Source organism: Paracoccus panacisoli, assembly GCF_042435015.1.
Taxonomy (GTDB): domain Bacteria; phylum Pseudomonadota; class Alphaproteobacteria; order Rhodobacterales; family Rhodobacteraceae; genus Paracoccus; species Paracoccus panacisoli.
On the sequence record NZ_JBHMQU010000009.1, the window covers coordinates 47,394 to 69,050 of the forward strand.

The 21,657-nt window shown below is 69.5% G+C and carries 23 protein-coding genes; 16 read left to right on the forward strand and 7 right to left on the reverse strand.

The features are described from left to right. Window position 1 precedes the first annotated feature (1 nt). Window positions 2-763 (reverse strand): ABC transporter permease, encoded by a 762-nt coding sequence (locus ACFHYO_RS01885; RefSeq protein ID WP_036710660.1) that lies wholly within the window; start codon window positions 761-763, stop codon window positions 2-4. 1,065 nt (window positions 764-1,828) lie between these two features. Here ACFHYO_RS01885 and ACFHYO_RS01890 point away from each other — a divergent pair. Both ACFHYO_RS01890 and ACFHYO_RS01895 read left to right on the forward strand, forming a co-directional pair. Next, entirely contained in the window at window positions 1,829-2,908 is a 1,080-nt protein-coding gene (locus ACFHYO_RS01890; protein WP_156127522.1) for a KpsE/RkpR family capsule polysaccharide export protein, read from the forward strand. A 12-nt stretch (window positions 2,909-2,920) separates the two neighbouring features. Continuing rightward, a complete protein-coding gene (locus ACFHYO_RS01895; RefSeq protein WP_394317971.1) occupies window positions 2,921-3,595 on the forward strand; it encodes an ABC transporter ATP-binding protein in 675 nt (224 codons plus the stop codon). A 50-nt stretch (window positions 3,596-3,645) separates the two neighbouring features. Here the strand turns inward: ACFHYO_RS01895 and ACFHYO_RS01900 are convergent, their stop codons facing one another. Further along, a complete protein-coding gene (locus ACFHYO_RS01900) occupies window positions 3,646-3,900 on the reverse strand; it encodes a hypothetical protein (protein ID WP_036704819.1) in 255 nt (84 codons plus the stop codon). 172 nt (window positions 3,901-4,072) lie between these two features. On the opposite strand from ACFHYO_RS01900, the gene rocF reads away from it, so the two are divergent. After that, window positions 4,073-5,005 (forward strand): arginase, encoded by a 933-nt coding sequence (gene rocF / locus ACFHYO_RS01905; protein WP_036711713.1) that lies wholly within the window; start codon window positions 4,073-4,075, stop codon window positions 5,003-5,005. A 48-nt stretch (window positions 5,006-5,053) separates the two neighbouring features. Here rocF and ACFHYO_RS01910 read toward each other — a convergent pair whose 3' ends face one another. Then, window positions 5,054-5,749 carry a carbonic anhydrase gene (locus ACFHYO_RS01910; RefSeq protein ID WP_394317974.1) on the reverse strand — a complete coding sequence of 232 codons (696 nt, stop codon included), beginning with the start codon at window positions 5,747-5,749 and terminating at the stop codon, window positions 5,054-5,056. Between the two features lie 310 nt (window positions 5,750-6,059). Here ACFHYO_RS01910 and argF point away from each other — a divergent pair, with 310 nt between their 5' ends. Further along, the gene (gene argF / locus ACFHYO_RS01915) at window positions 6,060-6,986 is read left to right on the forward strand and encodes an ornithine carbamoyltransferase (RefSeq protein ID WP_168783150.1); all 927 of its coding nucleotides are present in this window, start codon (window positions 6,060-6,062) and stop codon (window positions 6,984-6,986) included. Between the two features lie 21 nt (window positions 6,987-7,007). On the opposite strand, the gene ACFHYO_RS01920 is transcribed toward argF, so the two are convergent. Both ACFHYO_RS01920 and mutY read right to left on the reverse strand, forming a co-directional pair. Then, window positions 7,008-7,895 carry a glycosyltransferase family 25 protein gene (locus ACFHYO_RS01920; protein ID WP_394317976.1) on the reverse strand — a complete coding sequence of 296 codons (888 nt, stop codon included), beginning with the start codon at window positions 7,893-7,895 and terminating at the stop codon, window positions 7,008-7,010. A 97-nt stretch (window positions 7,896-7,992) separates the two neighbouring features. After that, entirely contained in the window at window positions 7,993-9,030 is a 1,038-nt protein-coding gene (gene mutY, locus ACFHYO_RS01925) for an A/G-specific adenine glycosylase (RefSeq protein WP_394317978.1), read from the reverse strand. A gap of 120 nt (window positions 9,031-9,150) precedes the next feature. Between mutY and ACFHYO_RS01930 the strand changes: the two genes are divergently transcribed. From ACFHYO_RS01930 to ACFHYO_RS01985, 12 genes are all read left to right on the forward strand, one after another. Further along, window positions 9,151-9,648 (forward strand): DUF721 domain-containing protein, encoded by a 498-nt coding sequence (locus tag ACFHYO_RS01930; protein WP_394317980.1) that lies wholly within the window; start codon window positions 9,151-9,153, stop codon window positions 9,646-9,648. 15 nt (window positions 9,649-9,663) lie between these two features. Then, window positions 9,664-10,419: a DsbA family protein gene (locus tag ACFHYO_RS01935; protein WP_394317982.1), complete on the forward strand. Its 756-nt coding sequence runs from the start codon at window positions 9,664-9,666 to the stop codon at window positions 10,417-10,419. A gap of 746 nt (window positions 10,420-11,165) precedes the next feature. After that, a complete protein-coding gene (locus tag ACFHYO_RS01940) occupies window positions 11,166-11,405 on the forward strand; it encodes a DUF4170 domain-containing protein (RefSeq protein ID WP_036705661.1) in 240 nt (79 codons plus the stop codon). Between the two features lie 10 nt (window positions 11,406-11,415). Continuing rightward, on the forward strand, window positions 11,416-12,618 hold the full coding sequence (locus tag ACFHYO_RS01945) for a 3-deoxy-D-manno-octulosonic acid transferase (RefSeq protein ID WP_394317984.1): 1,203 nt from the start codon (window positions 11,416-11,418) through the stop codon (window positions 12,616-12,618). Further along, window positions 12,615-13,631 carry a tetraacyldisaccharide 4'-kinase gene (gene lpxK, locus ACFHYO_RS01950; protein ID WP_394317986.1) on the forward strand — a complete coding sequence of 339 codons (1,017 nt, stop codon included), beginning with the start codon at window positions 12,615-12,617 and terminating at the stop codon, window positions 13,629-13,631. The genes ACFHYO_RS01945 and lpxK overlap by 4 nt, the downstream gene beginning before the upstream one ends. 168 nt (window positions 13,632-13,799) lie before the next feature. After that, window positions 13,800-14,924, forward strand: a complete 1,125-nt coding sequence (locus tag ACFHYO_RS01955; RefSeq protein WP_394317988.1) for an ABC transporter permease — start codon at window positions 13,800-13,802, stop codon at window positions 14,922-14,924. Continuing rightward, window positions 14,918-15,745, forward strand: a complete 828-nt coding sequence (locus tag ACFHYO_RS01960) for an ABC transporter ATP-binding protein (protein ID WP_168783144.1) — start codon at window positions 14,918-14,920, stop codon at window positions 15,743-15,745. Before ACFHYO_RS01955 ends, ACFHYO_RS01960 begins: the two co-directional genes overlap by 7 nt. A 2-nt stretch (window positions 15,746-15,747) precedes the next feature. After that, entirely contained in the window at window positions 15,748-17,208 is a 1,461-nt protein-coding gene (locus ACFHYO_RS01965) for an MlaD family protein (RefSeq protein WP_394317990.1), read from the forward strand. A 141-nt stretch (window positions 17,209-17,349) separates the two neighbouring features. Next, complete coding sequence (locus ACFHYO_RS01970; protein WP_394317992.1) at window positions 17,350-17,775, forward strand: hypothetical protein; 426 nt, start codon at window positions 17,350-17,352, stop codon at window positions 17,773-17,775. Further along, window positions 17,772-18,395 (forward strand): relaxase/mobilization nuclease domain-containing protein, encoded by a 624-nt coding sequence (locus tag ACFHYO_RS01975; RefSeq protein ID WP_394317994.1) that lies wholly within the window; start codon window positions 17,772-17,774, stop codon window positions 18,393-18,395. The genes ACFHYO_RS01970 and ACFHYO_RS01975 overlap by 4 nt, the downstream gene beginning before the upstream one ends. A 30-nt stretch (window positions 18,396-18,425) precedes the next feature. Continuing rightward, window positions 18,426-18,992 carry a hypothetical protein gene (locus ACFHYO_RS01980; RefSeq protein ID WP_394317996.1) on the forward strand — a complete coding sequence of 189 codons (567 nt, stop codon included), beginning with the start codon at window positions 18,426-18,428 and terminating at the stop codon, window positions 18,990-18,992. Window positions 18,993-19,042: 50 nt separating this feature from the next. Continuing rightward, the gene (locus ACFHYO_RS01985) at window positions 19,043-20,311 is read left to right on the forward strand and encodes a recombinase family protein (protein ID WP_394317998.1); all 1,269 of its coding nucleotides are present in this window, start codon (window positions 19,043-19,045) and stop codon (window positions 20,309-20,311) included. On the opposite strand, the gene ACFHYO_RS01990 is transcribed toward ACFHYO_RS01985, so the two are convergent. Both ACFHYO_RS01990 and ACFHYO_RS01995 read right to left on the reverse strand, forming a co-directional pair. Beyond that, entirely contained in the window at window positions 20,273-20,731 is a 459-nt protein-coding gene (locus ACFHYO_RS01990; RefSeq protein ID WP_394318000.1) for a biotin/lipoyl-binding protein, read from the reverse strand. The genes ACFHYO_RS01985 and ACFHYO_RS01990 overlap by 39 nt on opposite strands. A gap of 144 nt (window positions 20,732-20,875) precedes the next feature. Next, window positions 20,876-21,657: Lnb N-terminal periplasmic domain-containing protein (locus ACFHYO_RS01995; RefSeq protein WP_394318002.1), on the reverse strand; the 782-nt coding region annotated here is incomplete at its 5' end.

Genomic DNA, 21,657 nt, shown 5'->3' on the forward strand with positions numbered 1-21,657 from the left:
CTCAGACCATCTCGAGCAGGTCGCGGTAGCGCCGCCAGATCAGCAGCAGCCCGCTGGCCAGCAGGATCAGAGACAGGGACACGACGTACGCCTCGCTCACGTAATCGGCGGGATAGACGACATAGATGCCCCGCCGCATCAGCCCGATCAGGTGCAGCACCGGGTTCCACCACAGCACGTCGCGCACGATCTTGGGCATGAGCTCGTAGGTGAAAAAGATCCCGGACATCAGGAATACCGGGCGGCTGAGGATCGACCAGGCGCGCTCCCACACCGGGAAGCGCATCATCAGGAAGCAGTTCATCGTCCCCAGTCCGGCCGCGAACAGCGCCGTCAGACCCAGCGCGTGCAGCACCGTGGCCACGTCGATCACCAGTGGCAGATCGAAGATCAGCGCGATGCCCCCGATCACCACGACGATCACGACGAGATGAGTCGCGACGTTAAGGATCAGGCGCGCGAGCAGCGCATCGACGAAGGTAACGGCCGGATAGGCCAGCAGCGGGCGTGAGAAGCGCAGGCTGGTCGCCACCTTGTTCGCGATGTCGTGATACATCTGAAAGACCAGATAGCCGCTGGCGTAAAACAGCGGAAAGTTGGTGCCGATCAGCGGGCGGGTGTGCCCCATCACCCCCTGAAACACCGTCGTCAACAGCGCGATCCCGAGGATCGGATCTGCGAGCGCCCAGACATACCCGCCCGGCGAGCGGCCGTAGGTCGTCGAAATCTCCCGCAGAATCAGGGCAATGACCGTTCGGCCCATGCGAAACAGGCCGTTCGTTGCGGGACGCGCGCGTCCGACAGGCCGGCCAGGCGCCGCCGATGGGCGGGCCGCGCCGGACTCGACGACCGCCGGAAGCGGCGACGCTGCGGAACGTGTGGCGGGAAGGGGGGGCTGGTTTGTCATCCTACCGGCGAGGCTGGTCTTGTGACGCAGGGCTATGTAACAACTGCGCCGAAATTGGAACCAGCGAAAGCCCGCATGGCCAACGACTCTTCACAAGCCCGCGCCCCGGTGCCGCCGCAAGCGGCAGCCTCGGCCAACCCGGGCAATGCCGATGGCGCGACGCCGGCCGCGGTCCAGACCACACCGTCGAAGCCGGCCCAGGCCGCGACTCAGCAGCAGCCGACCCAGGCGCCCCCTGCCGGGCGCGCCGAGCCGGTGTTCTCGGCCGCCGCACCGCGACCGACCGGCGCACCCCCGACAGCGGACGCGAAGCCGACGCCGGCCGCGCCCCCCGCCGAGGCGAAGCCGGCCGCGCCGCAGCCGGCGGCCGCTCAACCGGGTCCGCCCAATCCCGCAGAAGTGATGCCCGCTGCCCCGCAGCCTTCAGCTGCAAAACCTGCGGACGCCAAGCCGACCGCGGCACCGTCGGCTGCTCCCAAGCCGGCTGAGGCGAAAACTGCCGCGCCGCAGCCCACCCCTCAACCCGCCGCCGCGAAGCCTGAGGAGCCCACGCCGGCCGCCCCACCATCGGCTGCACCCAAGCCGGCGGACCCCAAGCCCGCCACTGCGCAACCCGCCGCGCCGAAGCCCGCGGACCCGAAACCGGCCGGCGCGCAACCTGCCCCCCAGCCCGCCCCGGCTGCTGCACCGGCTCCGAAACCCGCGCCTTCGCCCACTCCCGGAAAGCTGACGCCGGCCGATGCGACCACCGCCGCGGCCGCCGCCCGGGCGCAGGGGCTTGCTCCCGCCGCCCAGCCAGCGTCGCCGCCGGCTGTCGCCCGCCCGGCCGCGCCGCCTCCGGCCAAGCCCCCGGCCCCGCCGCTCGCCGCGCTTCGCCCGCCGGCCGCTGCGGCAACGCCTCATCGCCGGCACTGGATGCTGATGGTGAGCTTCGTCCTGCTGGTCCTGCTGCCGAGCGCCTTGTGGGGCTGGTATCTTTGGACCCGCGCGGTGGACCAGTATATCTCGACCGTCGGCTTTTCGGTGCGCCGTGAAGAGGGCGGCTCGCCCATGGACATGTTCGGCGGCATCTTCGGCTCGACTGCATCGAGCACCGCGTCGGACACCGATATCCTTTACGAGTTCATCCGCTCACCCGACATGGTCAGCCGGGCCGAGACCGAGCTGAACATCCGCGAGATGTTCTCGCGCCCGTGGCCCAGCGATTTCATCTTCGCCTTCGACCCGTCGGGCACGATCGAGGACCTGACCGAATACTGGCGTCGGCAGGTCAAGATCTATTACGATGACAAGTCGGGGATCATCACCGTCCGCACCGCGGCCTTCGCGCCGCAGGATGCCAAGGCGCTCGCGGACGAGATCTTCGTAGAGAGCGAAAAGGTGGTGAACGCGCTGTCGGACCAGGCGCGGATCGACGCAACCAAGCAGTCCGAAGTCGCGCTGGAAAAAGCGCGCGGCGTGCTGACCGAGGCGCGTCAGGCAATGACCGCCTTCCGCGTCCGTACGCGGATCGTCGATCCGACCATCGACCTCGGCGCGCAGATGTCGGTGATGACCGCGCTGCAGGGGCAGTTGGCCGAGGCGCGCGTCGCCTATGATACCCTCAAGACCAATGCGCGCGCCGGCGACCAGCGGCTGATCCAGGCCGAGCGGCGCATCGCCTCGCTCGAGGGGCAGATCGAGGCGGAGCGCGCCAAGTTCGGCGGCGACGATTCCGGTGACGGGCAGAACTATGCCCAGCTCATGGCGGATTACGAGCGGCTCAAGGTGGACCTCGAGTTCGCCGAGGGCGCCCACCAGACCGCGCGGGTCGCGCATGAGGCGGCGCTCGCCTCGGCCCAGCGGCAGATGCGCTACCTCGCGGCCCACATCTCGCCCACCGCGGCCGAACGCTCGGTCGAACCGAACCGCCCGTGGCTGATGGCCATGGGGGCCGCGCTGGCGCTGGTGCTGTGGTCGATCATGACCCTGGTCTATTACAGTATCCGGGACCGCCGCTGAGGCGGGGACGCGATGATCCGGCTCGAGAACCTGACCAAGATCTACCACACCGACGGGCGCCGGAACCTGGTTGCCGACCGGCTGAACGCGGTGTTTCCGACGGGCGCGTCGGTGGCATTGCTGGGGCGGAACGGGGCGGGGAAATCGACTCTTCTGCGAATGATCGCGGGCACGGCGCTGCCGAGCGCGGGGCGGATCATCTCGGATGGGACGATCTCGTGGCCGGTCGGTTTTTCCGGCAGCTTTCACGGCGAGTTGACCGGCGCACAGAACGTGCGCTTCGTCGCCCGCATCTACGGCGTCGATACCGACGAGCTGGTCGATTATGTCGAAGAGTTCGCGGCGCTGGGGCCGAACTACCACCTGCCGTTCGGCAGCTATTCCTCGGGGATGCGCTCGCGGCTGGCGATGGGATGCAGCATGGGCATCGACTTCGATACCTATCTGGTGGACGAGGTCACGAGCGTCGGCGACTCGGACTTCCGCGAGAAATCGCAGCGGGTATTCATGGACCGGGTGCAGAACGCCTCGGCCGTCGTGGTCAGCCACTCGATGCCGATGGTCCGGCGGCTCTGCACGATGGGGGCGGTGCTCGACCGCGGGCAGATCAGCGTTTTCGACAGGATCGATGACGCGATCAGCTATCACGAATATATCATGGGTGTGCCCGACACGGTCGGGGACTAGGCGCGGAACCGGCCGTCAGCAGACGGCCGATTCCCAATGCGCGACGGTCCTCACGCCTCGGGCGGACCTGCTTCGGGCGCCGGGCGGTCGGCCTCGGCCGCGGGGCGGACGCGGATGGCGCGCCACGGCGGCTCGTCGCGGTCGTTGCGCACGAGGATCGCCTCAAGCTCGTCGAACTCCTCGATTTCCAGTGCCTCGGCAATGCGTTGGGGGATGTAGAGCGATTCGTCGTTGTCGACGCGGATCGCATAGGCGCCGCGACCTTCCTCGCTGTTCGTCACGATGCACTTCGCCTTGACGGCCATGAGAACTGATCCTTCACAGACTGACATCCCGCTCCGCGTTCGGGTGACGGGGGCCGACAACATAAGGGATTCGCCGCTGCCGCCGCAAGCAGCCCCCGCGCGCGCCCGACTGGCCAGCCCGGCGCGGGCGCGCTAGCCTCGCCCCGGTCAACCCATCCGCCAGCGAGGCCCCATGAGCCGCCCCAACACCCACTGCATCCTCATCGGCGCCCCGGTGGACAGCGGCCAGACCCGCCCCGGCTGTCTCATGGGACCGGCCGCCTATCGCGTCGCGGGGCTCGCGGCGACGCTCGAGGCGCTGGGGCACACGGTCGAGGATCAGGGCGATGTCACGCTGAGCGACGTGGGCCGCGAGACGACCGCCAACCCCGCCGTCCATCACCTGCCCGAGACGCTCGCCTGGACCCGCGTTCTGGCGCAATGGGCCGAGGCGGCGATGGCGGGGGGGCTGCCGATCTTCCTCGGCGGCGACCATTCGCTGTCGCTGGGGACCGTGGCGGGGGTCGCCGCCCATGCCGCGGCCGCCGGGCGGCCGCTCTTCGTGCTGTGGCTCGACGCCCATTCCGACATCCACAGCGTCGAGACGACCGAGAGCGGCAACCTGCACGGGACGCCGCTGGGCTACCTCGCCGGGCGGCCGGGGTTCGACGCCTTCCCGCCCTTCCCGGCGCCGGTGCCCGAGGCCAACATCTGCCTGTTCGGCATCCGCTCGGTCGATCCGGCCGAGCACACGGCGCTCGCGCAGACCGACATCGTGGTGAACGACATGCGGGTGCTGGACGAATACGGCTTCGCGGTGCCGATGCGCGCCTTTCTCGACCGGGTGGCGGCGGCCAACGGGATGCTGCACGTCAGCCTTGACGTCGATTTCCTCGATCCCTCGGTGGCGCCGGCGGTCGGGACCACGGTGCCGGGCGGCGCCACCTTCCGCGAGGCGCATCTGGTCTGCGAGCTGATCCACGAGAGCGGGCTGATGACCTCGCTGGACCTGGTCGAGCTGAACCCGTTCCTGGACGAGCGCGGGCGGACCGCGCGGATGATGGTCGATCTGGTCGGCAGCCTGATGGGCCGCAAGGTGTTCGACCGGCCGACCCGCGGCGGCTGAGGTCAGGCGCCACCGGGTCTTCGGGCCAGACAGACGCCGCGCGCCGGTCTAGTCGATGAACCGGACCTCGCCCGACGCGATCTCATAGACCGCCGCCCGGACCGCGAGCCGCCCGGCCTCGACCGCCTCGGCCAGCGTCGCCGAGCGCGAGGTGATCCGTTGTGCCGACAGCCGCGCGTTCTCGGCGATCACCGCGTCGAGCAGCGCCCCGGCGTCGCCATGACCTGCGCGCTGCGCGCGGGTCACGGCCGGCAGGATCGAGACCGCCATCTGGTCCAGATTGCCGGGCAGCACCTCGGCGGTCTCGGCCACCCTGATCGCGGTATCGACCGCGCCGCAGCCCGAATGGCCCAGCACCACGATCAGCGAGGTGCCGAGGAACGTCACCGCATATTCGAGGCTGGCCAGCACGTCGGCGTTCACGAGGTTTCCCGCCAGCCGGCAGACGAACAGCGCCCCGGGCGGCTCGTCGAAGGCCAACTCCGGCGCCACCCGGCTGTCGGCGCAGCTGACCAGCGCGGCGAAAGGCGCCTGTCCCCTGGCGCGCTCGACCCGGCCGGCGGCGTGGTCGGCCCCGCGCGCGGCGCCGGCGACGTAGCGCGCATTGCCCTCGGTCAGCCGCGCCAGCGCCGCCTCGGGCGAGACCGCCGCGCGCGGGTCGTCGAGCACGCTGCCCGCCGCATCGCATTCGTCGCGCAGCCGCTGCCCCGCATCCACCGCCTTGTCGAAAATCTCGTGCGCCACCGTGCCTCCGTCATCCGGTCGTGAAGTTGTTGGGGATCGAACGGGCGGGGCCGGGGGCGGTTCCCCCGCTTCGGGCAGGCTTTCCACGCTCGTTGGCCCGGCCGGGGGGTTGACCCTGCCCGCGCGGGACGATGAAGTGCCGCGATCATGTCGCCGCCGTTGCCACCCTTGACCCACGCTTGCCCCGCCGCTGGCCGGACCTGTGTCCTGCCCGCCCGGCCGGGCGCGGGGTCCGAGCGGGCCGAGCGCGCCCACCGACGAGAGGCCGCCGCTTCGCCGCCCCTCGTTCTCGCCGTTTCAGGACCATGACATGACCAGTTTCCTCGACATCCACACCACCCCCAAGTCCGACCTGCGGGCCATCATCGACAGCGCCCGCGCCATGAAGGACGCCCGCAACGGCGCCCCCAAGGGCACGCCCGACGCCGAGCAGCCGCTCAAGAACCGCATGGTGGCGCTGATCTTCGAGAAGCCCTCGACCCGCACCCGCGTCAGCTTCGACCTCGGCGTACGGCAGATGGGCGGGCAGACGATGGTCCTCTCGGGGCAGGAGATGCAGCTTGGCCACGGCGAGACGATCGCCGACACCGCAAGGGTGCTGTCGCGCTACGTGGACATGATCATGATCCGCACGTTCGAAGAGGCGACGCTGCACGAGATGGCCGAATATGCCGACGTGCCGGTGATCAACGGGCTCACGAACCGCACCCACCCCTGCCAGATCATGGCCGACGTGATGACGTTTGAGGAGCATCGCGGCCCCATCGCCGGGCGCAAGGTGGTGTGGTCGGGCGACGGCAACAACGTCTGCGCCTCGATGATCCAGGCGGCGGGGCAGTTCGGCTTCGACTTCACCTTCACCGGGCCGCCGCCGCTCGACCCCGAGGCGGAGTGGCTCGACTTCGCCCGGGCCCAGGGGGTGCGGGCCGAGATCGAGCGCGACCCGGCCCGCGCGGTCGAGGGCGCGGACCTCGTGGTGACCGACACCTGGGTGTCGATGCACGACCCCCAGTCCGCCAAGGAGCGGCGCCACAACCAGCTGCGCGGCTATCAGGTCAACGCGGGGCTGATGGCGCGGGCCAAGCCGGACGCGCTCTTCATGCACTGCCTGCCGGCCCACCGCGAGGACGAGGTGACGTCCGAGGTGATGGACGGCCCGGCGAGCGTGATCTGGGACGAGGCCGAGAACCGGCTGCACGCGCAGAAGGCGGTGATGCGCTGGTGCCTCGGGGCCTGAGCGGCGCCCTGACGGCGCGGCTCAGCCGCACGTGACAGGTGCAGGGGCGTCGTCGAGAAGCTTCGCTGCGGATTCGAAGTGGCGCCGGTCGGCGGTGTGAAAGGCGATGACCCGTTCCTCTGCCGGTCCGTTGCGTTTGCGGAACGCCTCGGCCCGCGCCCGCCGCACGGCGCGGATATCGCGGTCGCGCAGGCGGCGCACCATCAACCGCAGGCGCCGTGCCAGCGCGCGGGTCGGGCGCTGGTCCTGCCCGAGCCTGCGTCGCTGCTGCATCGCATCGGCAATCTCGGGGGCGAGTCGCGCCCCCTCCATCACGTAGCGCATCTGGACGGCGGCCGATGGCTCGAGCTTGAGAGTCACGAGGTCGTGGTACGGCTTGCTGTCGATATTGAACATCAGCGTATCGACCGGAATGAAATAGCTGCGCGCGTGGCGCAGCATCTTTTCGGCCCCGCGCCGGGTCATGAAGTAGCAGGCGGCCGAGGTCTCGGTGCCCCAGAGTGGCCGCAGCACCCGCCCCGGGGCAGGCTCGGCGCGCACCGGGCCATACGCGGCACTCCAGTCGCAGGCGTCCAGCTTGATGACATCGACCCTGGCCAGCAGTTCGGGATCAAAGGCGAGATCGGCGAAATCCGACGACACCAGCACGTCGTCCTCGAGGATGAAGGCGCCGGGCAGGTCATTGTCGATGATGTGTCGCCACGCCCGGCGATGGCTCTCAAAGCAGCCGATCTCGCCGTTGGGCATCTCGCCATAGGGGGCAGATGCCGCGTCGGCCAGCGCGGCCGGGTCGTAACCGTTGACGGCGGGCAGCCGCTGCGCGGCAAGTCCGAGGTTCGCCAGCTGTGCCGACATGAAGGCCCAGCGCCGCGTCTGCCGATCGAGATTGATCACGAGGTAAGTGGCCAATGCGGGGACTTTCCGGTGCCAACTGTGATGCTGTTTCGTGCCACGATTCGCGGCAAAAAGCGAGCCGCCCAGGCCGAGGCCGGCGCTCGGCGCTGCGCTAGCCCGCCAGCGCCCACACCTTGCGCATTAGCCCGGGCAGAGCGCCGGGGTCGAGCCCGGCCCGCGGCACGATCTCGCCCCGCGCCGGGTTGCCCGCGAGCGGCGCGGTCAGCACCCGCAGCCGCAGCTCGAAATGGGTGAAGACGTGGCGCACCTCGCCCCGCTCGTCCCAGTCCGCGGCGAGGGGCGGCGGGAAATCCGAGCCGTCCCAGCCGCTCGAGGGGAAGGCCAGCGTCCCGCCCAGCAGCCCGCGCTGGGACCGCCGCTCGAGCAGCACGGCCTCGGGCGAGAGCGCCACCCACGCCACGCCCTGGCGCTGCGGGCGGGCGGCCTTGGGGGCGCGGCGGGGCAGTTCGGCCGCGATCCCAGCGGCGCGGGCGGCGCAGGCGTGGATCAGCGGGCAGATGCCGCAGGCGGGGCTGCGCGGGGTGCAGATCGTGGCGCCGAGGTCCATCATCGCCTGGGCGAAATCGCCCGGCCGGTGCGTCGGCGTCAGGGTCGCGGCCAGCGCCGTCAGCTCGCGTTTCGCAGTCGGCAGCGGGGTCTGGACGGCGAAGAGGCGGGCCACGACGCGCTCGACGTTGCCGTCCACCACCGTCTCAGGCCGGTCAAAGGCGATCGCGGCGATGGCGGCCGAAGTGTAGGGGCCGACGCCGGGCAGGCCGGCCAGCCCCTCGCGCGTCGTCGGAAACCCGCCCGCCGCGGCCACCGCGCGGGCGCAGGCGATCAGGTTGCGGGCGCGGGCGTAGTAGCCGAGGCCCGCCCACGCGGCCATGACCTCGGCCTCGTCGGCGGCCGCGAGCGCCTGAACGGTGGGCCAGCGCGCGGTGAAGCGCTCGAAATAGCCGCGCACCGCGGCCACCGTGGTCTGCTGCAGCATCACCTCGGACAGCCAGACGCGATAGGGGTCCATCGCCGGCGTCCCCGGCGGCGCCCGCCACGGCAGGTCGCGGGCGTGGCGGTCGTACCAGTCCAGCAGCGCCGCCGCGATGGCGCCGCCCGTCCCGTCGTCACGCAAGTTTGCGTCCCCCGTCATCCGCCGTGGTCTGGCATCCCGCGGCGTCCGGGTCCAGATTGGACCGGCACGACCCAACCGCGAGCCCCCATGGCCAAGCGCCGCCCCTCGAGTGATCCCGATGCCCCGCCCCGGCGGCGGATGCGCGGATTCGAGCCGGCGGCGAGCCTCGTCGCGCCGCAGCTGCGGCAGGGCGCCGAGGCGCGCGGCTTCGCGATCGCGCGGCTTCTGACCCACTGGCCCGAAATCGTCGGCCCCGAGCTTGCCGCCGCCACGCGGCCGGTCAAGGTCAGCCACGGGCGCGCCTTCGGGGCCACTCTGACCCTGCTGACCGACGGGCCGCAGGCGCCGCTGGTGCAGATGCAGCTGCCGCAGATCCGCGACCGGGTGAACGCGGTCTACGGCTTCAACGCCATCGCCCGGATCACCGTGACCCAGACCGCCGCGCAGGGTTTCGCCGAGGCGCAGGCGGCGTTTCATCCTGCCCCGCCCGAATCCGCCCCCTCGCCCGAGGCGACCGCCGCGGCGGTGCGCGTGGCCGGGCGCTTCGACGATCCCGCGCTGGCGCAGGCCATGCAGGCGCTGGCGCTGAACCGCGCCGGGCGCAAGGCGCGGGCCAAAGATCACCGTTTCTCCTGACCGAAAGGCCATTCCATGACGACCACCCTCCGCCGCCTCGCCTCTGCTACCGCGCTTGCCACCGTCGCGGGGCTGGCCCTGCCGGCCGTGGCTCAGCAGGCTGCCCCCGCGGCGGCCCCGGCCGCGACCCCTGCCCCGGCGGCCGCCCCGGCCGCGCCGGCCGCCCCGGCGATCCTGCCCGACCTCTACCTCGGGTCCGAGACCGCGCCGGTCACGATCTATGAATACGCGAGCTTCACCTGCAGCCATTGCGCGGCCTTCCACCGCGATGTGTTCCCCAAGCTCAAGGCCGAGTACATCGACACCGGCAAGGTCCGCTTCGCCCAGCGCGACGTGTATTTCGACGAGGTGGGCCTGTGGGCCGGCATCCTCGCCCGCTGCGGCGGGGACGAGAAATACTACCCGATCGGCGCGATGCTGATGGACGAGCAAAAGGACTGGCTGTCGGCCAAGACCGGCGACGAGATGACCGCGAACCTCAAGAAGATCGGGGCCAAGGCGGGCATGACGGGCGAGCAGATCGACGCCTGCTGGGCCGATCAGGCCAAAGTCGAGAGCCTTGTGGCGACCTACCAGCAGAACGCCGTGGCCGACAAGATCGAGGGCACCCCGACCTTCATCATCGGCGGTGAGAAGGTACAGAACGGCCCGTGGGAAGAGCTGAAGGCGAAGATCGACGAGAAGCTGGCGGCGGCTCCTGCGGCTGCGGCGCCGGCCACGACGACCGCTCCGGCCCCGGGTGCCTCGGCCCCGGCTCCGGCGTCGAACTGAGTGTCTCTCAGCCCCTCGTGCGGCCGTGCGGCTAAGCGAGGGGCTGAACTTGAAGGGGGTGGCTCGCCTCCAGCGACGTGACGGCCTGTTCAATGTCAGCGGCAGGACCGGGCCTAGTCACCCTCAGCGGTGTGACGGGCCTAGCCCACGTCAGCGGCATGACAGGCCTGCTCCGCGTCAGCGGCACGAGGGACCAACCTACGTCAACAATCGGACGGGCCTACTCAACGTCAGCGGCATGACGGGAGTGTTCCACGTTAGCGGCACGATAGGCCTGCGCCGCGTCAGCATCACGACGGGCCAAATCTACCTCAGCAACGGGACGGGCCTACTCTACGTCAGCGCCACGACGGGCCTATCCGATTTCAGCGGGATGACGGGCGTCTTCTGGCAGAGGACTACGCGCTCGCCACAACAGCGAGCCGCCGCCTCGTCCGTCTCGGCGGACACCACCGACCAAGCACCCCGGACAGCATCCGCCCCTACCCCCTACCCAAGAACAAAGCGAGGGGTTCCGGCCCCCCACGGACCGGAACCCCTCTTTCTCGCGTGCTCCATGCACCACACGCGAAACCGGAATGCGCCGGGCCGTCCTGGCCGTGCCCCATGGATGCCACATCCGCCCTTGCCGATCAAACGCGGAACATCTTGCATTTGAGCGATCCGGCCGCCGCGCTCGCCCCTTGGTCTCGGCGCGCGGCGGATGTATCCCGCCCCTCGCCACGGCTTCCAGAAAAGGTGACCCGATGACCCAGCGCCTGCATCTCGTCTATGGCGGAGAGCTGACCGCCTCGCACTCGACCGAGTTCCGCGACCCGTCGGCGATCCATGTCGTCGGCATCTATCCCAACTACGCCGCCGCCTATGACGCCTGGAAGGCGCAGGCGCAGGCCACCGTGGACCAGGCGCAGACGCGCTATTTCATCGCCCACCTGCACCGCCTGCACGACCCCGAGGACGCGGCCGCCCCGCCGCCCGCGGGCTGAGACGGCAGGGATGGCGGCGTTCGGCGACCTCGCGCAGTGGCTCTCGCTCAGGGGGGTGCGGGGGGGCCAGCCCGACCGGCACGCGCAGTTGCCCAAGGGCGACGGCCCGCTGATCCTGATGGTGGGCGAGGCGCCGGGGCTGGCGCAGGCGCTGCGCCGCCGACGGCGCGGCGTGCGGCTGGCGCAGGTCGGCCCGCCGGGCGCCGGGGGCGAGGGCCGGGGCGCGCCGGTGCTGGCGCCGCTGCCCACCGACGCGGGCCCGGCGCGGGCGCTGATCGAACGCACCCTTCCCGCCGCGCTGGTGCTGGCCGACGGCACCATCCCGGCGGCGCTGATCGCGGCCTGCGACGACGCGGGCGCGCCGGTCACGCTGATCGCCGACCGCCACCAGATCGCCGCCGCCGCCGCCCGCACCGCCTGGCGCGGGTTGCGGCGCGGGCCGCTCGTCCGCCTCGCGCGGGTGCTGGTCCCCGACCGCGCGGCCGAGGATGCCGCGATGCGCGCCGGCATCGCCCCGCCGCGTATCGAGATCGTGGGCCTCGCCGCCCCGGTCGCGACGCCCCTGCGCTGCAACCTGCGGGAATATGCGGCGCTTCGCCCGATGCTCGCCAACCGCCACGTCTGGCTCGCCGCCGCCCTGCCGGCGGTCGAGGCGCCCGCGGTCATGGCCGCGCAGCGCGCCGTGCTCTCCTCGCACCACCGGGCGCTGCTGATCGCCGCGCCGGTCCGCCCCGAGGATGCCGCCCCCATCGCTGCCGCCGCCGAGGCCGCCGGGCTGACCGTCGCCCGCCGCGACCAGGACGAGGAGCCCGATGCCGAGGTGAACGTGCTGGTGGCCGAGGACAGCGCCGAGCTGGGGCTGTGGTACCGCCTCGCCCCCGTGGCCTTCATGGGCGGCACGCTGATCGCGGGCGAGGCGACGCCCCGCCACCCGCACGAGCCGGCGGGCCTGGGCGCCGCGATCCTGCACGGCCCGCATCTGGCCACCCATGCCGAGCTGTGGCGGGCGCTCGACGACGCCGGCGGCGCGCGGGTCGTTCGCAACGCCGTCCAGCTTGGCACCGCGATCGAGGAGCTGGGCGCCCCCGACCTCGCCGCGCGCCTCGCGCTGGCCGCGTGGCAACAGGCGACCGCGGGGGCCGAGGTCTCGCGCCGCATCGCCGAGGCGGTGCTGTCCGATCTGCCCGACACCGCGCCGGGGCTGCTGCCATGACGCTCAGGGCGCCCGGTTTCTGGGACCGCCCGCCGGGGGTGCTGGCGCGGCTGCTGTCGCCGCTTGGCGCGCTTTATGCCGCGGGGACCTCGCGGCGGCTGGCGCGGGGGACCGCGGCGCGGGGCGGGCGGGCGCGAGTCGGGGTGCCGGTGATCTGCGTCGGCAACCTCGACGCGGGCGGCACCGGCAAGACCCCCACGGTGATCGCGCTGATCGAGCGGCTGGCGGCGCGCGGCGCGGCCGTCCATGTCGTCAGCCGCGGCCACGGCGGGACTGAGACCGGCCCGCTGCGGGTCGAGGAACGCCGCCACACCGCCGCCGAGGTGGGCGACGAGCCGCTGCTGCTGTCGGCCTTCGCCCCCGTCTGGGTGGCGCGCGACCGCGTGGCGGGGGCGCGGGCGGCGGTGGCGGCGGGGGCGCAGGTGATCCTGCTCGACGACGGGTTCCAGGACCCGGCGCTGGCCCATGACCTCGCGCTGGTGGTGGTCGATGCGGCCCGCGGCTGGGGCAACGGGCTGTGCCTGCCGGCCGGGCCGCTGCGCGAGCCGGTGGCGGCGGGGCTGGCCCGCGCCGACCTGGTACTGTCGATCGGCGAGCCGCCCGCGCAGGCGGCGTTCGGCGCGCGCTACGGCACCCTGCCGGTGCCGCGGCTGACCGGGGCGCTGGCGCCGCTGCCGACGGGAATGGACTGGCAGGGGCTGCGGGCGCTCGCCTTTGCCGGGATCGGGCGGCCGGAGAAGTTCTTCGCCACCCTCCGCGGCCTCGGCGCCGAGGTGGTGCGGGCCGAGCCGCTGGCCGACCACCAGCCGTTCTCGCCCCAGCTTCTCACCCGGCTCGAGGCCGAGGCGCGGCTCATCGGCGCGCAGTTGGTGACGACCGAGAAGGACGCGGCGCGCCTGCCCGCGCGGTTCCGGCCCAAGGTGCTGACCCTGCCGGTGCGGCTGCGGCTCAACGACCCCGCCCCGCTCGACGCGGCGCTCGACCGGGTGCTGGGGGCGCGCGGGGGCGCCTAGTCCGGCCCGCGGCGCGGGTGGGACGCGCCGGAGCCTCCGGCGGGGATATTTCTGTCAAGGGAGAGGGGGCGGCCTGCGCGCCCGGGGGTCCGGCGGCGGGCGCAGCCGGGCCGGGGCTACGCGACGACGCCGTTGCACCGGGGCGCGGGCCATGCACAGGTCGGCGGGATGGGTATCGAGGCGGGGCCGGGCGTGGGCGCAGAGCGGGATCGGGGACCGGAGGCGCTGGAGATGCGCCGCGCGGGCGACCGTCTGGCGCTGGCCGGGCCGCTCGACCTGCGCCACCTGCCGGGCGCCGACGCGATGGAGGGGGTGGCGACGCTCGACCTTGGCGGGCTCACCCGGCTCGACACCGCGGGGGCGTGGTTCCTGCATGATGCGCAGTTGCGGGGCGTGACGCTCGAGGCGCTGCCGGCGGCGCGCCAGCCGCTGCTTGACGCGGTGATCGCCGCCTGGCCCACCCCCGACCCGCCCGCGCCGAAGTCCGCGGGCGGCTGGCGGCAGCCGGTCGAGGCGGTGGGCCGCGCGGTCGCGGCGGCGGCGGGGTATCTCGGCGCGCTGGCGGAATATCTCGGCCGCTTCCTCGCCCGGCTCGCCTATGGCCTGACCCATCCGGGCAGCCTGCGGGTGACGGCGCTCGTCCACCACTCCCAGCAGGTCGGGCTGGCGGCGGTGCCCATCGTCGTCACCATCTCGTTCCTGATCGGGGTCGTCATCGCCTATCAGGGCGCGTGGCAGCTGCGCAGCTTCGGGGCCGAGATCTTCACCGTCGATCTGGTCGCCATCTCGGTGCTGCGGGAACTCGCGGTGCTGTTGACCGCCATCGTCGTCGCCGGCCGCTCGGGCGCCGCCATCACCGCCGCCATCGGCGCGATGAAGATGCGCGAAGAGGTCGACGCGATGCGGGTGCTCGACATCAACCCCGACGACGCGCTGATCGTGCCGCGGGTGCTGGCGCTGGTGCTGATGATGCCGATCCTCGCGCTGATCGCCGACATCGCGGGGCTGGCGGGCGGGGCGGTCATGGCGTGGCTGACGCTCGACATCACGCCGATGATGTTCGTCCAGCGGGTCGCGGCCAACACCGGCGTGAACCACGCAGCGACCGGTCTCGCCAAGGCGCCAATCTTCGGGCTGCTGATCGGGGTGATCGCCTGCCACGCCGGGATGCAGGTCGGCGGCGACACCGAATCGCTCGGCCGGCGCACCTCGCAATCCGTGGTGTCGGCGATCTTCGCGGTGATCCTCGCCGATGCGCTGTTCTCGATCTTCTTCGCGAGGGTCGGATGGTAGACGCGCCGATCATCAAGGTCCGCGGGCTGGTGACGCGCTTCGGGACCAACACCATCCACGACGGGCTCGACCTCGACGTGCGGCGGGGCGAGATCCTCGGCATCGTCGGCGGCTCGGGCACCGGCAAGTCGGTGCTGCTTCGGACCATCGTCGGGCTGCTGACCCCGGCCGCGGGCACGGTCGAGGTGGCGGGCATCGACGTGCACCGCGCGACCGGGCCCGAACGCGCGGCGCTCGAGGGGATCTGGGGGGTGATGTTCCAGGACGGGGCGCTGTTCTCGACCCTGACCGTGCGCGAGAACGTCGAGGTGCCGATGCGCGGCCACCCGCTTTCGCCCGAGGCGCGGCAGGGCATCGCCGATCTCAAGATCGCCATGGCCGGGCTGCCGTTCTCAGCGGGGGGCAAGTACCCCTCGCAGCTGTCGGGCGGGATGCGGAAGCGGGCGGGGCTCGCCCGGGCGCTGGCGCTCGACCCGCAGATCCTGTTTCTGGACGAGCCGACGGCCGGCCTCGACCCGATCGGCGCGTCCGAGTTCGACCGGCTGATCGTCGGCCTGCGCGACGCGCTGGGGCTGACGGTGTTTCTGGTCACCCACGACCTCGACACGCTGCACGCCTGCGCCGACCGGATCGCGGTGCTGGCCGAGAAGCGGGTGCTCGCCACCGGCACGATGGCCGAGATGGGGCGTGTCGATCACCCCTGGGTGCGCGAATATTTCCACGGCCCGCGGGCGCGCGCGGCCGAGGCGGATGCCGCGGGCAGCGCGGACCGGACAGAGGCCGCAGACGGCGCGGCGGGATCGCAGGCAGGACGGGACTGACGATGGAAACGAAAGCCAACTACCTGCTGATCGGCAGCTTCACCATCGCCGGGTTCCTGGGGCTGCTGGCGTTCCTGATGTGGTTCATGGGCCGCGACGGGCAGAACGCCTTTGACGATTACGTCGTGGTCTTCCCCGAGATCGGCGGCATCTCGGCCGGCACGCAGGTGCAGTTCTCGGGCGTGCCGGTGGGCCAGGTCACCGACATCCGGCTTGACCCCGACGGGCGGGTGCGGGTGCAGCTCAGGCTGCGCGCCGACACCCCGATCCGCACCGACAGCGAGGCGGTGATGGTCCCGCAGGGCATCACCGGCCTGTCCACGGTCTCGGTCTCGGCCGGCACCGGCACCGCGCCCCTGCTCGAAGAGCCCGAGGAGGGGCTGCCGCAGATCCGCGCCGGGCGCTCGACGCTCGATTCGATCACCGAGGCCGCGCCCGAGCTGGTGGACGAGCTGCGCAACTCGGCCGCCCAGCTCTCGCGGCTGTTGAGCGACGAGAACCTGGCCCATGCCGATGCGGTGCTGCGCAACGTGGACCAAGCGTCGGGCAAGCTGGACCAGGCGATCGGCGACATCTCCGAGGCGGTGTCGGGCATCTCCGGGGTGGGGGCGACGCTCAAGGATTTCTCGACCCAGTTCGACGGGCTGGGGGCGCGGATCGACGGCGCGCTGGCGAGCGTCGATTCGGCCGCGAGCGGCGTCGGCAAGGCCGCCGAGGCGGTCGCGGCGACGGATTTCGCCGCGCTTTCGACCGAGGCCAAGGGGGTGCTGGCCGACGCGCGGGCGCTGATCGGCTCGGACGCGGCGGCGGCGCTGCCGGGCAAGCTGGGCGGCACGCTCGACCAGGCGTCGGCGATGCTGACGGAGCTGCGCGAGGGCGGGACGGCCGGGCGGCTCAACGAGGCGCTGACGGGCGTCTCGACCGCCGCCGCGCAGGTGACCGAGGCCGCGCGGGGGCTCGACGGCAAGATCGACGGCGCGCTGACCGGAATCGAGTCCGCGGCCGGCGAGGTGGGGACCGCCGCCAAGTCGGTCGCGGCGGTGGATTTCGCGGCGCTCTCGGCCGAGGCGCAGGGGATCCTCGCGGACCTGCGGGCGATGATCGGCTCGGACGACGCGGCGGCGCTGCCGCGGAACCTGTCGGACACGCTGGCGGCGGCCTCGGCGGTGCTGAAGGACCTGCACGAGGGCGGCACGGCGCAGCGCCTGAACCAGTCGCTGACCGCGATCAGCGAGGCGGCGGCGCGGGTCGGGCGCGCGGCGGACGGCATCGCGCCGCTGTCGGCGCGGCTGCAACAGCTTGCCGCGCGGACCGATCAGGTGGTGTCGAGCTTCGGCGGCAACGGCGCGCTGCAGGCCGAGTTCACCCGCGCGCTGCGCGAGGTGGCCCGCGCGGCGGCCTCGGTCGGCTCGACCGCCCGCGCGATCGAGCGCAACCCGCAGTCGATCATCCGCGGGCGCTAAGCCGGGTCGGGACGGCGATGGTGCAGCTAGAGAGAGAAAGTTGGAACTTTCTCTTCGCCACTCTGGAAGAGTGGGAGCACCTTCTCCGCGCTGTCGATGCTCATAACACCGTAACTCAGGATAAAAATCCGAGGTGCGGTCATGAGCATTTCGGTACGTGATTTCAATGCGGTAGCAGCCGCCAACCCCAAAAAGAAGCCGCGCGAGGCTCCGTTCTCGCTGCGTCTGTCCTTTGACGAAAAGGCACTTTTGCGCGCCGCAGCAAACGGCGTGCCGCTTGGGGCGTACATCAAGGCCAAGCTCTTCGATGAGCCTCTGGAGAAAGTACGTCGCCGCAACACCAACCCTGTCAAAGACCATGAGGCTTTGGGCCGCGTTCTCGGAGCGCTCGGCAAATCCCGCCTATCTCAGAACCTGAACCAGATCGCGCGCGCGGCGAACATGGGCGCTCTGCCCGTATCACCGGAACTCGAAGACGAGCTCCGCCAAGCCTGTGCGGATGTCGAAGCCCTGCGCAAGGAATTGCTGCGGGCGCTTGGCAGCCTTTCCGAAGGGGGCCCGTCATGATCTTGAAAGGCAACCCGCGCGGCAACGCCGCCAAACTGGCCAAGCATCTGATGAACGTCCACGACAACGAACACGTAGAGCTTCATGAGCTGCGCGGCTTCATGAACGAAGATGATCTGCATGAGGCTCTGAAAGAAGCCGAAGCGATTGCCAAGGGTACACGCTGTCAGCAGCACCTATTCTCCCTCAGTCTTAGCCCACCTCAGGATGCCCATGTAGATATCGCCACCTTCGAAACCGCCATCGAAATGGCGGAACTGAAGCTCGGCCTGAGCGGTCAGCCGCGCGCTGTCGTCTTCCATGAAAAGGAAGGACGGCGGCATGCCCATGCCGTTTGGTCGCGGATCGATACCGACACGATGACCGCGCGCCAACTACCTTTCTCAAAACGCAGACTTATGGATGTCTCGCAAGAGCTATACCTTCGGCACGGATGGGACATGCCAAAGGGCATGTTGGACAGTGCAGCCAAGAACCCGCTCACCTTCACCCGCGATGAATGGCAACAAGCCCAGCGGACAAAGCAAGACCCCAAGATCATCAAGGCTCTCTTCAAGGATTGCTGGCAGCGCTCGGACTCTGTCGATGCGCTCAAATCCGCTTTGGAAGCGCGCGGTTAGTATCTCGCGCAAGGGGATCGGCGCGGTGTTGTGGCCGTTGATTATCGCGGCGAAGCCTATGCGCTCTCACGCTGGTCGGGCGTTAAGGCGAAGAATGTTGCGGCCCGATTCAAAGATTCTAATCCCTTGCCGTCCGTCGATGACCAGCGTCAGAAGATCGCCGGACTGGTCGCGGACAATCTGCGGGATCACAAGAAGCAGCTTGAAGACGGCTACAAGCGTCTGCGTCCGACGCTGGAACTGCGCCGCACGCAGATGGTCGAGCGTCATCAAATCGAGCGCAACGGCTTGGCAGAACTCCATAAGAGCCGAGAAGCCAGAGAAGCCGCAGCACGGGCAGCTCGTCTTCCGCAGAAGAGGCCGCACGCTACGCTTGATCTGGAGCGGTATCGCTCGATGATGGATGGTTATGAGTGTTCCGACGAGCAAAAGGAGCGCATCATCATGGTCTTGGTCAGCATAGCGCTGGAATTTTCAGACCTTGGCTTCGGCATGAGCGTCCATCAGCTTGCCTGTGGACAAGTCGCTGAAAGTGAAGGTTTCTGCGGCGGTGCGGAGCAAGATGTGCTATGGTCAGCGGCATCAACCCTGACCTAAAAGTTCAACAAAATCGCGGCTGAATAGGCTGCCGCAAAGAAAGAGGAGTCATGAACGAATTAAACACACATAACATGGACGCTCCCTCTGCGCTGATCTATTGCCGGGTATCGTCCACCAAGCAGCGCGTAGATGGCAGCGGCCTGGAGAGCCAAGAGCAGCGCTGCCGCTCGTACGCCGACATGCACGGCTATGCGGTGGAGGCTGTTTTCCCCGATGATGTCTCGGGTGGCGGCGATTTTATGAAGCGCCCCGGTATGGTCGCGCTCCTCAGCTTCCTCGATGCTCAGCCGGGCAAGCCTTACGTTATCATTTTTGACGATCTCAAGCGCTTTGCGCGCGACCGTGATTTTCACTGGAAGCTTAGAAAGGCGTTAACCGCGCGCGGTGCGGTGCCAAAGTGTCTGAATTTCAATTTCGAGGATACGCCTGAAGGCGAATTCATAGAAACGATCATGGCGGCTCAAGGTCACCTCGAGCGCGAACAAAACCGCCGCCAAGTAATCCAGAAAATGAAGGCGCGGGTGGAAAATGGCTTCTGGGTGTTCCGCGCACCTGTCGGATACAAACACATTCCCGCCAAGGGTGGTGGCGGCAAGGTGCTTGTACCCAATGAGCCCTTGGCCTCGGTCGTTCGAGAGGCGCTTGAAGGTTACGCGCACGGCCGCTTCTCGACGCAGAACGAAGTAAAGCTCTTCCTAGAGAACGATCCGCATTTTCCTAAAGATCGCAAGGATGGAACGCTCCGCCCGATGACCATCACACGCCTTCTCAAAAAGGTTGTGTATGCTGGATATGTGGAAGCTCCCAAATGGGGCGTCTCTGTCAGGGAGGGGCAGCACGAAGGTCTGATCTCTTTCGAGACATACCAGCGTATTCAGGACAACCTGGAAGGCAAGAAACGCGCTCCGGCAGCGCGCAAGGACTACCACGTCGATTTCCCGCTACGCGGATTCGTGGCTTGTAACTGTTGTGGCAACGCAATGACGGCGGCCTGGTCAACGGGCAAGACCAAGCGATACGCATATTACCGCTGCGAGACTCGCGGCTGCGAAGAGAAGAGCAAGTGTATTCCACGTGCGAAGCTGGAAGACGGCTTCGAAGCGATCCTCCGCAGCCTTGCCCCATCGAAGAAGCTCTTCGAGCTGGCGCGGGTAATCTTCGCGGATGTGTGGGAGATGCGTAGCCAGCAGGTGCGCTCTCAGCAAGCCGAGTGGAAGCGTCAACTCAAAGAAGCGGAGAAGCAGATCGAGGAACTGCTCGACCGTCTTGTTGATCACTCAAGCCTCAAGCCACCATTCTGCAACAATGCCGATTAACGATGTGAATCCTCGACGGTCAGAGTTCTGCAACAACGCCGGATCGATCCTGAAAAGCACCGCTCCTGCTTCAAGGATCGCGTTGTCTTCCGTCTCGACCGCGATGACGCGGCCCGACACGCGCGGCGAGATCTGCGCGACATTGGCGGAGACAATGCCGCGTGACGAACCGGGTGCGTGGTGGTCGGAGGCGACCGTCCAGTAGAGGATGCCGCCGATCAGCAGCAGGACGACGAGCAGCACCACGACAGCAGGGCTCCGGCGGCGCGGTTCTGTGGATGGCGCGGCCGCGGGTTCGGCAGGCGAGGCGAGGGGCGGCGGAGAAGACGGCATGGGCTGACCTGACTTATGGGCATTGGCATCGAGCTTTGCGGTCACCGAACTGGACGGGTCCCGGTTTTGTTTCAATCCGGGGTTCATGCTCGGGCGGCTCTCTGCCTGAAGACCGGGGTCTGGCCTGCGCGCCGCCCGGTCCCCTCCCAGTGGAGCGTGCTCTGCGTGGGGCAGCCGGCATGGTTCGGGAAGTCCACGCAGGACCACCCGGCTTCCGGAACCTGAGCCTGCCTATCGCCGGATCCCGGTGGAATAATCGTCGGACGGGGGCAGCTGAACGGCCCGGCGCGTGATCCGCGCCTCGTCGAGGATGTCGTCGAGAGGCTTCGTCGTGTCGATGGCGCCCAGATCGAACAGATAGGCCGGCAGATATCCCGATGCCAGGACCCTCCAGTCAAAGGGAAGGCCGGGGTCGACCAGTCGTGCCAGCTGAAAGATGACGGTGGTGCAGTTTGCCGTGATGGTGTTGTAGAACTCCGGTTCAGCGGCAAGTCGGTTGCCCCGCTCCAGATAGGACACCAGCAGGCGCCTCGCCTGTTCGGGCGTGAGTTGCAGCGGGAACAGGGAAACGTCCTCACCGCGATGGTTCGTGCGCAGCTTCACGATGTCACGTTCTTCCGCTGCGATCAGGACCAGCTCGAATTTCTTGAAGAACCCACCGATCGAGGAAAACTCCTCGTCGGCCTCCCGGCGGATCTCGGCTGAAAAGGCAAGATGCCGGCCATCGGAGAAGCCGAAGCTTACCAGCACATGGGCGATTGCCGGGCTGGACCACACCGATGTCAGAAGATCGACAGAGGTGATCGCGTCCAGGGAATAGGTTTCGGACTTCCACTGCTCGACTGCGGTGTTTTCATCCTCCCAGATGAAATCCCGGATGTTGTGCACGGTAACGGTGTCGTCCTGAAACTCTGCCGTCACCCCCCGAGCCGTGTCCGAGGCCCAGACCAGATCCTGCCGCGGGGCAATGCTCGACCACCAGAGCGTCGCCGCTGCCAGACAGAAGATGAGCG